General features: G+C 45.8%; 14 protein-coding genes. 11 read left to right on the top strand and 3 right to left on the bottom strand.

The window, feature by feature from the left end:
- Positions 1–51: 51 nt before the first annotated feature.
- Positions 52–750 carry an SOS response-associated peptidase family protein gene (locus ACVBIO_RS07990; RefSeq protein WP_447163471.1) on the top strand — a complete coding sequence of 233 codons (699 nt, stop codon included), beginning with the start codon at positions 52–54 and terminating at the stop codon, positions 748–750.
- A gap of 56 nt (positions 751–806) precedes the next feature.
- On the opposite strand, the gene ACVBIO_RS07985 is transcribed toward ACVBIO_RS07990, so the two are convergent.
- The 3 genes from ACVBIO_RS07985 to ACVBIO_RS07975 form a co-directional block, all read right to left on the bottom strand.
- A complete protein-coding gene (locus ACVBIO_RS07985) occupies positions 807–1,874 on the bottom strand; it encodes a phosphotransferase enzyme family protein (protein ID WP_447163472.1) in 1,068 nt (355 codons plus the stop codon).
- A 92-nt stretch (positions 1,875–1,966) separates the two neighbouring features.
- Positions 1,967–2,872, bottom strand: coding sequence for an NTP transferase domain-containing protein (locus ACVBIO_RS07980; RefSeq protein ID WP_447161768.1), 906 nt, complete (start codon positions 2,870–2,872; stop codon positions 1,967–1,969).
- Positions 2,873–3,078: 206 nt separating this feature from the next.
- Positions 3,079–4,215: a DUF805 domain-containing protein gene (locus ACVBIO_RS07975; protein ID WP_447163474.1), complete on the bottom strand. Its 1,137-nt coding sequence runs from the start codon at positions 4,213–4,215 to the stop codon at positions 3,079–3,081.
- A gap of 338 nt (positions 4,216–4,553) precedes the next feature.
- Here ACVBIO_RS07975 and gmk point away from each other — a divergent pair, with 338 nt between their 5' ends.
- From gmk to ACVBIO_RS07925, 10 genes are all read left to right on the top strand, one after another.
- Positions 4,554–5,177 (top strand): guanylate kinase, encoded by a 624-nt coding sequence (gmk, locus tag ACVBIO_RS07970; protein ID WP_447172351.1) that lies wholly within the window; start codon positions 4,554–4,556, stop codon positions 5,175–5,177.
- A gap of 61 nt (positions 5,178–5,238) precedes the next feature.
- A complete protein-coding gene (gene rpoZ / locus ACVBIO_RS07965; RefSeq protein WP_447161771.1) occupies positions 5,239–5,523 on the top strand; it encodes a DNA-directed RNA polymerase subunit omega in 285 nt (94 codons plus the stop codon).
- Between the two features lie 13 nt (positions 5,524–5,536).
- Positions 5,537–7,642: a bifunctional GTP diphosphokinase/guanosine-3',5'-bis pyrophosphate 3'-pyrophosphohydrolase gene (gene spoT, locus ACVBIO_RS07960; protein WP_447161772.1), complete on the top strand. Its 2,106-nt coding sequence runs from the start codon at positions 5,537–5,539 to the stop codon at positions 7,640–7,642.
- Between the two features lie 39 nt (positions 7,643–7,681).
- Entirely contained in the window at positions 7,682–8,065 is a 384-nt protein-coding gene (locus tag ACVBIO_RS07955) for a RidA family protein (protein ID WP_447161773.1), read from the top strand.
- Between the two features lie 91 nt (positions 8,066–8,156).
- Positions 8,157–8,843, top strand: coding sequence for a tRNA (guanosine(18)-2'-O)-methyltransferase TrmH (gene trmH, locus ACVBIO_RS07950; RefSeq protein WP_447161774.1), 687 nt, complete (start codon positions 8,157–8,159; stop codon positions 8,841–8,843).
- Positions 8,844–9,148: 305 nt separating this feature from the next.
- Complete coding sequence (locus ACVBIO_RS07945) at positions 9,149–10,804, top strand: AMP-binding protein (RefSeq protein ID WP_447169824.1); 1,656 nt, start codon at positions 9,149–9,151, stop codon at positions 10,802–10,804.
- Between the two features lie 181 nt (positions 10,805–10,985).
- Positions 10,986–11,912: a calcium/sodium antiporter gene (locus tag ACVBIO_RS07940; protein ID WP_447161776.1), complete on the top strand. Its 927-nt coding sequence runs from the start codon at positions 10,986–10,988 to the stop codon at positions 11,910–11,912.
- A gap of 170 nt (positions 11,913–12,082) precedes the next feature.
- Positions 12,083–14,158, top strand: a complete 2,076-nt coding sequence (gene recG, locus ACVBIO_RS07935; RefSeq protein WP_447169823.1) for an ATP-dependent DNA helicase RecG — start codon at positions 12,083–12,085, stop codon at positions 14,156–14,158.
- 141 nt (positions 14,159–14,299) lie between these two features.
- Entirely contained in the window at positions 14,300–15,163 is an 864-nt protein-coding gene (locus tag ACVBIO_RS07930; RefSeq protein WP_447172350.1) for a DUF3014 domain-containing protein, read from the top strand.
- Positions 15,164–15,423: 260 nt separating this feature from the next.
- A complete protein-coding gene (locus ACVBIO_RS07925; protein WP_447161779.1) occupies positions 15,424–16,155 on the top strand; it encodes a beta-ketoacyl synthase chain length factor in 732 nt (243 codons plus the stop codon).
- Positions 16,156–16,173 lie beyond the last annotated feature (18 nt).

Genomic DNA, 16,173 nt, shown 5'->3' with positions numbered 1-16,173 from the left:
TCAGCAAGAGACATACTCTAGCCTAGATACATTAGATTTTTGGATAGCTTAATGTGTGGTCGGCTCAATATTATTGATGACATGTTTGTACAAGCGCTGATGCAAGACTTGCAGGTAAAGAACGCTGAGGAGATGCTGTTTGGGCGCTTCAAGATACCCACCAACGACATTAGTATCGTGCGTGAAATTGATGGCGAGCGCCGCTTACAGACCGCCACTTGGTGGTTACTGCTTGAAACTTGTTATGAGGGCTTTAAACCCAGCCGTTACACTTCTTTTAATACTCGATTTGATAAGTTAAATACACCCAACAGCGCAGGCTTTAACGCATTTAGAGAGAGTCGCTGTGTGATTGTCGCTAGCGGTTTTGGTGAAACCGATAAAAGGGGTAAAGAGACTTACTATCATGACTTTATTGCCGAGAATTCGGCGATGGCATTTGGTGGCTTGTTTCGCGAGTGGCAACATCCTAAAACAGGGGAAATAACCACATCATGCTCCATCATTACCAATCCGCCCCATCCTGATCTTATGCCGTTTCATAGCAAGGCTAGCCCGATGATTTTGCCGCAAAATGATGAGGTGCTCGATGCGTGGTTAAATCCTGCGAACCAGCAGGTGGAGATGTTTGATGATCTGCTCAAGCCAACATTGAGACATGACTTTACTGTGCAACAAATAAATAAGCCGAGTCAGTATCAACCTATCGGTCAAACTACTCGGCTTATTCCTAACGACTATTATTCCTAACGACAACTATGTCTAACCGCTAGCATTGAACATCACGCTGTCGCGACTAAAAAGGCTTAATTAAGATAAGCGCTTAACGTGTCTTGCTGGCTCAATAAGCTTTGGTACAAGGTAAACTGATTGGCTGCGCGTTCTACGTTATGCCCTGCATGATGAATTTGAAAATAGACATCACCGTTTAAATGATCGGTTAAGAATCTCACGCCGATCATCAAGCACATCACTCTAGCGCCTAGCCATAGGCTCTTGCGTTCATCATCTGAAAGTACGTCACCTAGCTCACTCAAATAGCCTTTACAGATAGCTCCGAAGATAGACTCCCTCACCTGCACTTTATCAAGCGCGGTAGAATCTTCCTCTTCAGGACTACAGAAAGTACGCACCATGTCGCCAAAGTCATACATCAGATAGCCTTTCATACAGGTATCTAAATCAATAATGGCAAGGCTTGTCATGTCACGCTTATCAAACAGCATATTGTTGATTTTGGTGTCGTTATGGCAAATACGACGAGGAAGCGTTGCTTCAACTTGTGCCAGTTCGTGTAGCAGATCTTGCTGCGACAATACGAAATCAATCCAGGTTTGACACTCACTTACCCGGCCATGACTGTCAGCGCTAATCGCCTGCTTGAGTAATTCAATTCGCCCAGGCAGGTGATGAAAATTAGCAATAACATCTTCTATCTGCTCTGCATCAAGTTCTGTTAATGCACTAGAGAAATGGCCAAATGCCTTAGCCGCCATTTCTGCATCCGCACTGCTACCAACCACATCGATGCTGTGGCTAAATGGTAGATAATTAATAGCACGCCAGAAACCTTTCTCACCGAGATCGACACAAAGCTCATCGCTGGCAGTTAGCTCAGGTGACACCACTTTTAATTGGTACTCGCCCGCAGCCACTTTCATTTTTAAGTGCTGACTAATTTTAGCCGCATTGTTCACCAATGCAGACGGCGTTTTGAAGACTTCGGTATTAATTTTTTGCAGTACAAATTCGCTATCAACGCCACGCACCAAAAAAGTATGGTTAATATGGCCATTCCCCAATGGAGACACTTTGGCACTTTCTGCATCAATGCCAAAATGGGACAAAATATTTTGTCTTATAAAATCGATCACCCAACACTCCAGTTATTCTTTTAGATCTCTTTTGCTATCTGGGCTTTTCTCCAGACTTTCCGTGCAAATTGATTACTTAAATGCGCTTAGAACTAATTTGAGCAAAGAGTTTGCTGTAATTTCTGCCTTACCCATTGCACGTCTTCAGGGTAAGTCACCCCGTACCAAGATTCCTTAGCGACACGGACATTAACTACCCGATTAGACACACCGTTTTGCTGCTGGTCTAAACGTGCTTGTACCACTGTTGGAAGATAACATTCCGTTTTTGGCTGATGGCCATTCTCTTTAATAAAGGCGCTAAACTGCTGCTCAATAACATCAAAGATATCAGGCTTAAAGCCCCAGCAGGTCATCGAAACCACGGCATCATCGTCAAGTGTCTTACGTTGCCCGTCTAACGTACCAGTTAAACCCGCTGTATCACAGCGAATATCAAGCCATTCGGCCACATCGACAAGCTTACCCGCCTCAACCTGGCATAAACCTCGGTTAACGCCGCCATTGTCAGAGAGGGTTAAGCCGATTGGGTAAGCGACCATCATCCAGTCATCATTAACAGTGGATAAACCTTCTGCAAGCAGGCTAAAAGCGCTGTCGCCATAAAAATCATCAGCATTGATCACAGCCATAGGTCCATGGACATGGTTCCTTGCACTCCAGAGCGCATGCGCTGTACCCCAAGGCTTCTGGCGCTTTGCAACATCGGCAAACTCACGTGCCTGTACAGGTAAATCGTCTAACGACTGAACGCAGTATTGGCAGGTAAAATCATCACTCAACTTACCCGCTAAGGCTTGATCTAGCATGCTGGCTAACTCTGGACGGATCACCAATACCGCACGAGTGAAGCCTGCTTTATAAGCGCTTAGTAACGATAGCTCCAACATGGTTTCACCCTTTGGTCCAAGCTGCGCTAACTGCTTGTCACCACCAAAGCGGCTGCCTAACCCTGCGGCAAGGATCACTAAGGTTAAATCCTGCTTGTTATTACCCATTTCTCTCTCTCAAACAATGTCACTCTCTTAAACAATGTCACTCTCTCAAACAATGACACTTAAACAACAGCGCACTCTAAACAACAGCGCTCTCAAACGATTAAAGTGCCGCCGTGTGATAAGGCGGAGCAGTTTAATGAGTCTATAGCTTAATTTCCAGCGCTATTGCCTTAAATACCTATGCAGATCCAAGCTTATAATAAGAGTTATAAATAAGTACGGAAAGCGGCGACCTTGCCCAATGCTGCTTGGCTGCCCTTTAAACTAAAGTTATAACCACACAGGCTGACATTACCGCGCCTTGCCATATCAACAATAATCGCTTCGGTATCAAGTGGCGAAAATCGTGCTTCAGTGCCAGTATCTGCCAGTAAATCGACAACTAATGGCCTATATTCGGTACCATTATTAAAACGCAGTCGTGAACATGTTTTATCACCTTTAGCAGTAGCTAGAGACCACAAGTTACTCGCAGCCCCCGTTTCACCCAGCCAGCGTATAATCAATACATCCTCTTCGAGCGCTAAGCTAAATCCATCTGGCATCGATGTCGAAATACGATTAACTGGCGCGAGCCCAGCCGTGTCATCAACCACTTGCGAGCTGCTATCGCTATCGCTAGCACTTTCACTGTCAGCCTCTGATACAGGAATGAGTGACACTAGGCTCACTATTAGCATCAGCCCCACTACAGAGCCTGCAGCAATAAAGACTAACTTTTTATTGGTTTGCAATAGGCCTTGCAGCTGCGCCAAATTAAACGTTACTTGCTTTTTACTTCTGCGAGAACGCTGCACATCGTCTCTGACAGTTTCTGGGCCTTGCTGCACTTCAGCGCGGGGATATACCTCCTCGGTATGACTAACCGCTATCGCCTCTGCTGTCTCAGCACCACCTAGAGTGGGCTCAACTCGAACGCGGCTACCTGCCATTCGGGCTGAGCTTTTGTTGCTCGTCATATCCACAGGCCCCGAATAGCCTTGCACATAATCGACTCTTGAAACGGCAGGTAATACCGCTAAGTAACCAATAGCAAGGCCTGCTGCAACTAGTAGCGACAGCAATAGCATCATGCTGTGAATATGCACCAAGGTGAGCAACACAAGCCAAAACGGCACTAACGTTAACAGCGTAAACTGTTGTGGCTTAGCGCAGTCTCGTAATCTACGTATGCTCGTAAATGCTAATACCGGCGTAAGTAATAGCCCGACAAAGTACAAAGCCAGCGAAGGACTAAAAACCACAACCGCTAGCAATAAAATGAAGTAAATCAGACCACTAATTGCAGCAAAACGCTGACCATTATCTAAACCATTGACACAAAAAAACGACTTAAGCTGCATATTGGTACCGACCTTAACAATATTCTTTAATTCGGCTGCTCCACAATTTATGTAGTTACAGCACACCCTATTTCTATGCCCAGGCGAAAGCATAAAACGTAATGAAGTAGCCTACCCAATTTAGCTCTCAATGTCAGTGTTTTCGGGCAATATTGTCAATTTGTGCCAATAATAAAGCCGTCAACTCACCATGAGCAGAATATCAATTACCATACTAATTCATGCATCTGCGACTAGCGTAAATATCACCCTAGGCTGTATAATGGCTCGCTTAATCTTTTACTCGACCTATTTGGGCTAACCTAGCTCCAATAGTGCCAACATCGGATATGCAGCTCATGACCGCTCGCGGAAACCTATTTATCGTCTCGGCGCCAAGCGGCGCAGGTAAATCATCGCTTATTTCAGCCCTGTTACGAGACCAGCCTGTAGATATGCAAGTTTCAGTTTCGCACACCACAAGACAACCTCGTCCTGGTGAAGAGAACGGTCAGCACTATCATTTCGTCAATCAAGATGAGTTCAAGGACTTAATTGCCGATGGCGCTTTTTTTGAGTGGGCTGAAGTGTTCGGCAACTATTATGGCACCTCTCGTGTCACGATTGAGCAGACACTCGCGCAAGGTATTGATGTATTTCTCGATATCGACTGGCAGGGGGCTCAGCAAGTTAAACAACTGATGCCTGAATCTATTGGTATTTTTATTCTACCACCGTCAAAAACTGAGCTAGAGCGTCGCCTAACTGGCCGTGGACAAGACAGTGAAGAAGTGATTGCAGGCCGTATGGCACAAGCAGTTTCAGAGATGTCACACTACAATGAATACGACTTCGTTTTAGTCAATGACGATTTCGATAAAGCATTGGCCGATCTTTTAGCGATCATTCGCAGTCAAAGACTAACCTCTGCTAGCCAAATTCATACGCAAAATGGTATGATTAAAGATCTGTTGGCAGACTAACTGTCATCATGTACAATTTTGCGTCATTTTTTCAATCGATTAAACACTGGAGTTTCCAAACATGGCTCGCGTAACTGTAGAAGATGCCGTAAACCAAATCGGCAACCGTTTTGATATGATTCTGGTTGCAGCGCGTCGTGCTCGCCAAATCGCTGTGCAGGGTAAAGACCCTATGGTTGATGAAGAGAACGACAAGCCAACGGTTATCGCCCTGCGCGAAATCGAGCTAGGTTTAGTCACAGCTGATACTTTGGATGCCGATGAGCGCCAAACAGTTCGTGAACGTGAAGCAGCTGAAATTGCTGCTGTTGCTGCCATCGCTGAAGGCCGCAACAACGTCATATAAGGAGTAGAGTCACTTGTATCTGTTTGAAGGTCTCAAGGAGTCTGCGTCAGGTTATTTAGAACCTGAGCAGGTAGAATTACTCAAGCAGGCCTATCAGGTGGCGCGTGATGCCCATGAAGGTCAGATGCGCACGAGTGGCGAACCTTATATTACCCACCCGGTTGCGGTTGCCCGCATCCTGGCCGATATGCGTCTCGATCATGAGACGCTTATGGCTGCCCTCTTGCACGACACTATCGAAGACACCCCGGTAACCAAAGAAGAACTGGCTGAACTATTCAGTGAGTCGATTGCCGAATTGGTTGAAGGCGTCTCTAAGCTAGATAAGCTAAAGTTTCGCGATAAGAAAGAAGCCCAGGCTGAAAACTTCCGCAAAATGATGATGGCGATGACCCAAGATATTCGAGTCATCTTAATCAAGCTTGCCGATAGAACCCACAATATGCGCACCTTAGGTGCACTACGGCCTGATAAGCGCCGTCGCATTGCCCGAGAAACTCTCGAAATTTACGCTCCTATCGCTAACCGTCTTGGTATTCATAATATTAAGAGTGAGTTAGAAGATTTAGGTTTCCAAGCCTACTATCCAATGCGATATCGTGTACTCAAAGAGGTGGTGAAAGCCGCTCGCGGTAACCGTAAAGAGCTTATTCAAAGTATCGAAGCTGCAATCGAAACTCGCCTCGAAGACACAGGTCTTGAAGGTGCGGTAAAAGGTCGCGAAAAAAATCTTTATTCCATCTATAACAAGATGAGCAATAAAGAGCTGCAATTCCAAGAAGTCATGGATATCTATGCCTTTAGAGTCATCGTAGACTCAATCGATACGTGTTATCGCGTGATGGGTGCCATGCATGGCCTTTATAAGCCGCATCCTGGCCGCTTCAAAGATTATATCGCTATCCCTAAAGCTAACGGCTATCAGTCGCTACATACTTCACTTTTTGGTCCTCACGGCGTGCCAGTTGAGATCCAAATTCGTACCGAAGATATGGACCAAATGGCTGATAAAGGGGTCGCGGCTCACTGGCTGTATAAGAAAGGCAGTTCAGCAGAGCAAGGCACGACCACTCAAGTGCGTGCCCGTAAGTGGATGCAAAGCTTGCTAGAACTGCAGCAAAGCGCCAGCACCTCGTTTGAATTTGTTGAGAACTTTAAAACAGAACTCTTTCCTGAAGAGATTTATGTCTTTACCCCTGAAGGCCGTATTTTAGAGCTTCCAGTGGGCGCAACACCGGTCGATTTTGCTTACGAAGTTCACACTGACGTAGGTAATACCTGTGTCGGTGCTAAAGTAAACCGCCAGGCTTACCCATTAAGTCAGCCACTTATCTCCGGTCAAACTGTTGAGATAATTACCGCTAACGGCGCACGCCCGAATGCGGCCTGGCTTAACTTTGTGGTTACCGGTAAAGCACGCGCTAAAATCCGTCAATTACTGAAAAGCTTAAAAGAAGACGATGCTATTTTACTGGGCAAGCGCTTACTCAATCATGCGCTAGGTGAAACTAAGCTCGATAGCTTATCAGCAGAGCAAATTGAAAAAGTCGTTAAAGATACCAAGCATGACACACTCGATGCATTGCTAGCCGATATTGGGTTAGGTAATGCCATGAGCATTGTTATCGCTCAGCGTCTTCGCGGCGACCGAGTTGATACCGAAGAGCAAAAAGAAGCTCACACCATGCCTATTCGTGGTGCTGATGGCATGTTGGTCACGTTTGCAAATTGTTGTCGCCCCATTCCGGGTGATGCGGTTATTGCCCACGTGAGCCCAGGCAAAGGCCTTGTGGTTCATATGGAAAGCTGCGCTAACATTCGTGGTTATCAAGGTGAACCTGATAAGTACATTCCTGTGCAGTGGGATAGCGCCGATGGTGTTGAATACCAGGCTAACTTGCGTGTAGAAATCGTTAACCACCAAGGTGCGTTAGCTAAGATCACTTCGATTGTTGCTGCCGAAGGCTCAAATATTCATCACTTAACCACAGAAGAGCGTGATGGGCGTGTTTTCCTCATCAACTTACGTATTTCTGTGCGTGACCGTATTCATTTAGCTAACGTTATGCGTAGAATTAGAGTACTTCCAGAAGTATTACGTACATCTCGAAACCGTTAATTAACGCTGCATCGCACTCAATAAAGACAAGGACAGATCATGGCAGAGAAGATCATCATAGCAACCGACAAAGCGCCTCAAGCAATTGGCACTTACTCTCAAGCAGTTAAAGTTGGTAGCACGGTTTATTTATCAGGCCAGATCCCACTAAATCCTGAGACAATGCAAATTGTTAGCAGTGAGTTTGAAGCGCAAGTTGTTCAAGTATTTGACAACCTAATTGCTGTTTGCGAGGCTGCCGGTGGTTCGCTCAATGATATCGTGAAGCTAAATATCTTTATGACAGACTTGAGCAACTTTGCCACTGTAAACGAAATTATGGGTCGCTACTTTGAGCAACCTTACCCAGCACGTGCCGCAATCGGTGTTAAGCAATTACCGAAAGATTCACTTGTTGAAATGGATGGAGTCATGGAGATCTAATCTTCTATTACTCTTCCAAATGGGCGCTACGGCGCCCTTTTATGATTTAACGCTAACTATCATCGCCAACAGCATTTTACAGAAGCCCATCATGAGTCCTGAACGTTTCGCCCGCATAAACCAGATGCTTGATAACCGCCAACCTGATTTGACCGTATGCTTAGATACCGTACACAAAGGCAATAACATTGCCGCCGTTTTGCGTACCGCAGACGCTGCGGGTATTCATGAAGTGCATGCCGTGTGGTCTGAACTTGAAATGCGCGTATCGGGCAATACCGCATCGGGTAGCCAACAATGGGTTAAGACCCGAGTGCACCAAAGTATGGCGCAAGCAGTCGATGATTTTCGTGGTAAAGAGATGCAAATTCTGGCGACCACCTTTTCTGATACGGCCGTCGATTTTAGAGACATTGATTATACCCGCCCAACCGCAATCATTTTGGGTAATGAACGTGATGGCGTGAGCCCTGAAGGCATCGCTAGCGCCGATCAACATATCATTATCCCTATGATAGGCATGGTGCAATCGCTCAATGTGTCAGTAGCTGCAGCGCTTATTATGTATGAAGCCCAGCGTCAACGCACAGCTGCAGGTATGTACGGTACACGCAAACTTGATGATGCTTACTGTCAAATAAAGCTATTTGAAGAAGGCCACCCAATTTATGCCAAAGCCTGCCGCCGTAAGAAACTGCCTTACCCTGCCATAGATGAAGATGGCCAGATTGTCGCGGATGAGGAATGGTGGCAAAAAATGCGCGCCCCTTCAGACTAAAACTAAGCATAAGGCTAAAGTTAAAGCTCGGGCTCAACCAAAATTAGCAGCACTTAGACCAATCAATATTAAGTGCTGATATTTTGCATCCCTAACAACTCAATCACCCGCACGTTCAAATCACCCGCTACAAATAACACTCTCAACCCACCACAACAAAATTGTAACACCCGTTTGAAAAAGTTTGTCTTAGATCACATTTTTCGCCATACTCAATATTGCAGCAGCCTGTTAAACGAACGATTAAAACAAAAAACACTGCAACAGGTTGAATTGGAATCAACAATTATCAATATGGAAATGCGATGGAATCTTCTATGAAAACCCCAATTGAGATGCTTGAACATTGGGTTGAAAAACAAGGCGACCAGGTTTATCTAAAGCAGCCTATTGACGGTCAATACAAGACGTTTACCTGGCGCGATGTGCAAACCAAGATGCAGCAAATCGCCGGTGCCCTTAGACATTTAGGCCTAAACCCAGGCGATAAAGTCGCTGTTCTCTCTAAAAACTGTGCCGAATGGTTTATTACCGATCTTGCCCTAATGCACGGCGGCTATATCAGTGTACCAATTTACCCCACGGCGAATGCCGACACTATTCGCTACACCCTTGAGCACAGTGAAGCCAAAGCAATTTTTATCGGTAAGCTAGATTATTGGGCCGACCAAGAAGCGGGCGTTGGTGGCGATATTCTGCGTATTGCCATGCCGTACGACACCATGCCCTCGCAGTACCATTGGGATAAAATGCTTACCTTAGGTCAGCCATTAATTGATGCGCCTTTGCCTACAGCCGAGCAAGTGATGACCATTATCTACACTTCTGGCTCAACCGGTAAGCCTAAAGGTGCGATTCAAAACTTCGCTAGCTACACCTGGACCTGCACCGCAGTTGTGCGCGATCTTAAAACCGGTGTTGAAGATAGATTGCTATCTTATCTACCACTGGCGCACATTACCGAGCGTGTTGCCATTGAAGGCTCATCTTTTTATTCTGGCAGCAGCGTTGCCTTTGTCGAGAGCCTAGATAGCTTTGTGGCCGACGTGCAACGCGCCAGGCCAACGGTATTCTTCTCGGTACCGCGCCTGTGGAGCCTATTTCAAAAGAACATTATCGACAAAATTGGTTACAGTAAGCTTAACTTTTTGCTTAAAGTGCCCATCCTAAGTAGCATCGTTAAACGTAAAATCCATCAAGGATTAGGTTTAGATCATTGCCATTTACTCGGCTCAGGCTCTGCCCCCATCCCACCATCACTTGTTGAGTGGTACCACAAAATTGGCCTCAATATCAGCGAGGCCTGGGGCATGACAGAAAACTGCGCCTATTCCATTATTAACTACCCATTCGATGCCCGTAAAATCGGCTCTGTTGGTCGCGCAGTTGAAGGTTGTGAAGCCAAGTGTTCCGATGTCGGTGAACTGCTAGTTAAGAGTCCTGGCCTAATGCAGGGCTATTATAAACAGGAAGAAGAGAGCGCTAATTGCTTCGATGAAGATGGTTTCTTCCACACTGGTGACTTGTGCACCATTGATGATGAAGGCAATGTCAGCATTACAGGCCGTGTTAAAGACAACTTTAAAACCTCGAAAGGTAAATATGTCGCGCCTGTACCTATCGAGCGCAAACTGGCACAAGACCCACATGTTGAAATGATCTGTGTTATCGGCTCAGGCTTACCTCATCCTGTCGCTTTAGTGCAACTTTCAGAAGGTGCCAATGTGCAACCTCGAGAAGAAGTCAGAGCATCATTAAAAGCCACCGTCGACTCTGTTAACCCCCATCTTGAATCACATGAGACTGTTGATGCGATTGTGATTGTGAGTGAACCTTGGGATGTTGAAAATGATGTATTAACACCGACACTCAAAATAAAGCGCCATGTACTTGAAAAGAAATTTAGTGAAAAAGTAGATGGTGTACGCGGTGGTAAAGTCTGCTGGGAAGATGAAATCTAGATCTTTCAGGGTGTCCAATTAACCCATAACGACACACTTTAAGGTGTGTCGTTTTGTTTTTGTGACAAACAATCAGCAATTAACTAAATTTAATGAGTAAGAAGCAGTTTTTGATTGCGCAATTTTTGAAAGAAACTATTCTTGCCATCCTTTCAAAGAAACCCAAATTATAGAGTTAACCATGTTTATTTTATTGTCGATACTCGGCGGCTTTTTAATTCTAACAATAGGCGCTGAAGCCTTAGTTCGAGGTGCAAGCCAAATTGCACTCAGATTAGGACTTACACCACTTATTATCGGTCTCACTATTGTAGCTTTTGGTACTAGTGCGCCTGAACTTGCTGTAAGTGTAAAGTCAGCTATTGCGGGCAACAGTGGCATTGCATTGGGTAATGTCATTGGCTCAAACATCGCTAACATCGGTCTTATTTTAGGTATTACAGCGCTTATTCGTCCCATTAAGATTGAGTCTCAAATGGTGCGCCGTGATATTCCTATCATGATTGGCGCCTCGCTATTATTTTGGAGCCTATTACTCGATGGCGGTTTAAGCTTCTGGGACGGCGCAATTTTATTTGCGTTACTTGTCGCTTATTTAACTTTTAGCTATTTCACGGCTGAAAAACAAACTGCTGATGACGTTGAAGATACCAAGCAAAATCCAATGTTGTCAGTACTGTTTATTGTTATCGGTATCAGCATGCTTGTTGGCGGCGGTATTTTATTCGTTGATGGCGCGGTGGCTATGGCTAAGTCGTTTGGTATCAGCGAAGTGATTATCGGCTTAACTATCGTTGCTATTGGTACCAGTATGCCTGAGCTTGTCACCTCAATCGTGGCAGCACTTAAAGGCCAGAGTGATATCGCCATTGGTAACGTTGTTGGCTCTAATATCTTCAACGTACTCGGTATTCTAGGTGTGACAGCGCTTATTCACCCTATTATCGGCAGTGAAATTAGTAACCTGGATTGGGCTGCTATGATTGCCTTAGCCGTGCTATTACTGCCATTTGCCTACACAGGTTTACGTATTGGGCGCCGCGAAGCAGGCTTATTAATTGCTGGTTACTTCGCCTATATCGGCTACATAGTATTACAAGCCATATAATTCGCCCTTCCAGCAAATGCTGAAATAAATAGGCCTAACGTGCAATCTGCAAGTTAGGCTTTTTTTTGCGTTATTTTCACTGTTATCGCGACACTCATACGCGCAGATTTGCGTAAACCGATATCTCTGATAATATATGTATAAATTTACAGTGTTTGAGTGTTAACCGTTTGCAAAGACTCGATCTTGTTCCTATCACAGAGCTTAAGGGCGTCGCTAAAAAGATGGCCGAGAGATTAGCTAAGCTGAGCATAACAACAGTGCAAGATCTGTTGTTTCATCTGCCGCTGCGCTATGAGGATCGCACTCAAGTCTACCCCATTGCCTCGCTTTACCCGGGCAGTTACGGCACCATCGAAGCCGTCATTCAATCAAGCCAAATTATTCAAGGCCGTAAGCGCATGCTGACCTGTACGGTGCGCGATGATACTGGCAGCTTAACCCTACGCTTTTTTAATTTCTCAGTTGCGCAGCGTAACGGCCTACAGATCGGCATGACCATTCGTGCTTACGGCGAAATTCGCCGTAGTATGCATGGCGTCGAGATTATTCACCCTGAATATAAAGTGATATCTCCCGGTGAAGACCTGCAGCTGAGCGATACACTGACGCCGGTTTACCCCACAACTGAAGGCTTAAAACAAGCAAGTTGGATTAAGCTGACTGAGCAAGCACTTGCCATGCTGGATAATGGCGGCTTACAAGAACTACTCCCGCCTCACCTGCAGCCAAATAATTTGGATTTAAAGCAAGCATTACAGATCCTGCATCGACCTAATAATCAAGTGTCGTTATTTGAGCTGGAGCAAGGCACCCATCCGGCGCAGCAACGCCTCATTCAAGAAGAATTGCTGGCCCATAACTTGAGCATGCTACGCCTGCGTCAACGTAGTAACCGTGACAAAGCGGTCAGCATGCATGCCACAGGTCAGTTACTTAACCCTTTTTTAGCCTCGCTTCCCTTCAAGCCTACTGGAGCACAACAGCGGGTAGTTGCAGATATAACCCAAGACTTAGCTAAGCATGAGCCTATGATGCGCCTCGTTCAAGGTGATGTGGGTTCGGGTAAAACCTTGGTGGCAGCCTTAGCGGCATTGCAAGCGATAGAAAGCGGGTACCAAGTGGCCATGATGGCACCGACGGAGCTATTAGCCGAACAACACGCGCTAAACTTTGCCAGTTGGTTTGAACCTTTAGGCCTAAAAGTTGGCTGGCTTGCGGGAAAACTAAAAGGTAAGGCCAGAGCGCAATCGTTAGCTGATATTGAATCTGGCGATGCCCACATCGTCATTGGTACCCATGCTATTTTCCAAGAGCAAGTGGTGTTCAATAAGCTGGCGCTGATTATTATCGATGAGCAACATAGATTTGGTGTACATCAACGTTTGGGTTTGCGCGAAAAAGGCATTAGTCAGGGCTTTCATCCGCACCAGCTGATCATGACCGCCACCCCAATTCCGCGAACTTTAGCCATGACCGCCTATGCCGACCTCGACACCTCGATTATCGATGAACTGCCGCCGGGAAGAACGCCGGTTACAACCGTCGCAATTTCTGAGCAACGCCGAGAGGAAGTGATAGACCGAGTCAGACAAGCCGCCATTAACGACAAGCGTCAAACTTACTGGGTATGCACCTTAATCGAAGAGTCTGAAGTGCTCGAATGCCAAGCGGCAGAAGACACAGCAGAAGAACTTAAACGTGCCCTACCCGAGTTAAAGGTTGGCTTAGTTCATGGTCGTATGAAGCCTGCCGAGAAACAGCAGATCATGGCTGACTTTAAAGCCGGCGAGCTAAATTTATTAGTGGCTACAACAGTGATTGAGGTTGGTGTTGACGTACCTAACGCCAGCTTGATGATTATTGAAAACCCTGAACGATTAGGTTTAGCACAGCTGCATCAGCTTAGAGGCCGTGTTGGCCGTGGCGCCGTTGCCAGCCACTGCGTGTTGCTTTATAAGGCGCCGCTATCGGCTACTGCAACCAAAAGGATTGGAGTGCTCAGACAGAGTAATGATGGCTTTGTTATTGCGCAGCAAGATTTAGAGATCCGTGGCCCGGGTGAGGTACTAGGCACAAAACAAACGGGTATCGCCGATATGAAAATTGCCGATCTAATGCGAGATCAGGCACTTATTCCTCATGTACAAAAACTCGCTGTTCACGTTATGCAACAAGCCCCTGCTAGCGTAGACCCGATTATTGAACGCTGGTTAGGCGATCGTGAGCAATTTGTACAAGCATAAGCTGCTATGTCAGTCAGTTTTATAAATTAAATATCCTTAATAGAGCTTCAGACTATAGACAATCTCCTGGATTTTTGCAGAATGGATTGAAGCTATACTTTTATCATTAGTCGTATCACTGCCCAGTGCAGAGGAGTTACAATGCAACTCAGTCAAGAAGATAGAATTTCGCCACAGGAAAAGACCTCTGGCACCAATGGCCTGGCTATTTTGGCTATCGTTGTCGTTGTAGCGCTATCTGCAGGTGGCTACTATTACCTCAGTGGTGATGCTCCAATTGAAGAACCACTCGTTATTGCCCCTGTGGTGATCCCCGACCCAATCCCAGAGCAGCCACTAGAAACCGAAGCTGTGCCAGAGCCTGAAGTCGTTGAAGTTGAAGCGGTACAGCTACCAGAGGTTGATCCTGTAGCTGAAGTCGAGCCTTTACCCGCTTTAGCTGACAGTGATGGCTATGTACACCAGAAAGTGACCGCTATTGCTGATGGTATGGCAATTGAGCCACTATTGATTGAAGACAACATCGTCCGCCAGTTTGTGGTTTTTGTAGATAACTTAGCTCAAGGCGAATTGGCGCGTAAAGTGAGCCCACTGCAAGCCCCAAGCAATAGCTTTACCGTATCTGAAATTGCCAATAAGACCTATATCAACCCAGATAGTTACCATAGGTATGATCTATACGCTGACTTCCTTTCAAGCTTAAATGATCAAGAGTTAGCTAAAACCTATAAAGAGATGACTCCACTACTGAGTGAAGCATTTAGCGAACTAGGCTATAGCAAGACTTCGTTTAATGACCGTATGCTGCAAGCTATCGAGGTGATGTTGGATGCTCCTATTATCGAGCAACCGATTGAATTAGATGGTGTTAGCGTCAACTATCAATTTGTTGACCCCAAGCTAGAAGCCTTGCCTAATGCGCAAAAGTTGATGATTCGTATGGGCCCTGAAAACGCGCGTAAAGTGAAGTCGGCACTGCGCCGGCTCCAGAAGCAATTAAGCTAACGCCAAGTATTCTCTTCTATATCCTATCAAAAAGCCCTGCATTAACAGGGCTTTTATTCAATTCCAACATTTTATCACCCAATAGCTACCTCCAAGCGACAGCTGTATCATAAAAGGGCTTATTACGCCCACCATTTATGATGTAGAATAATCAGCTTAACCGCTACATTTTGATCGCCAACAGGCACTTGTATCCTGTTCGGTCAAAACTATCTTTTTATTAGTCAGGGCAATACGAAAGGATATTCGTATCTGAGGCGATGCAATTGAAGTTCAGCATTCTTTCATGGGGCGCATGGTCGCCGCACTATCAACACGCTTCAGATTGGCTCAACTGGCCACACGGTGTCATCGATGACGCTATACAACTCAGTGCCGCCCCCAAATTGGCCCATGTGCCAGCTATGCAGCGCAGGCGTCTGAGCAAACTCACCAAAATTATTCTTGAGGCCGTAAACCAATGCTGTCCTGCTGAGCAATGCCGTAGCATTTTTGCCTCCCAACACGGTGAAATTAATCGCACCATTGGCTTACTTAACGATATCGCTGAGCAATCGCCATTATCGCCAACAGGGTTTAGCCAATCGGTACATAATACTGCCAGCGGTATTTTCAGTATTTTAACTGGCAATCAAGCTCAATCGACCTCTATAGCTGCGGGTAGCAACACGTTTTCCCAAGCATTTATCGAATCCTATGGTCAGCTACATGCAGATCCAGAGCCATTATTATTAGTCTATGCTGACGAGCCTGTGCCTGAAGTTTATCGCCAATTTGCCCATGAGCCAGAATGGCCCATAGCAGTGGCTTTTATGCTAGCCCCAGCTAACGACACACAAGATGCACTGGCCACACTAACGTTAACTCCTTTGGATGAACAAGCTGAACTCGACAACGAACTCAGCTTTGCTCTATTGCTATCGAGTTTGGCAGCTCAACACAATATCAGCGGAAATTTGTCTGGTTGGCACTGGGACCTGAGCTGTGACTGAACCCTTTATGAATAAGTC

It is taken from the genome of Shewanella sp. 0m-8 (assembly GCF_052977265.1).
The sequence above is the reverse complement of the archived record's forward strand: the minus strand, read 5'-3'. Positions and strand labels throughout refer to the sequence as shown.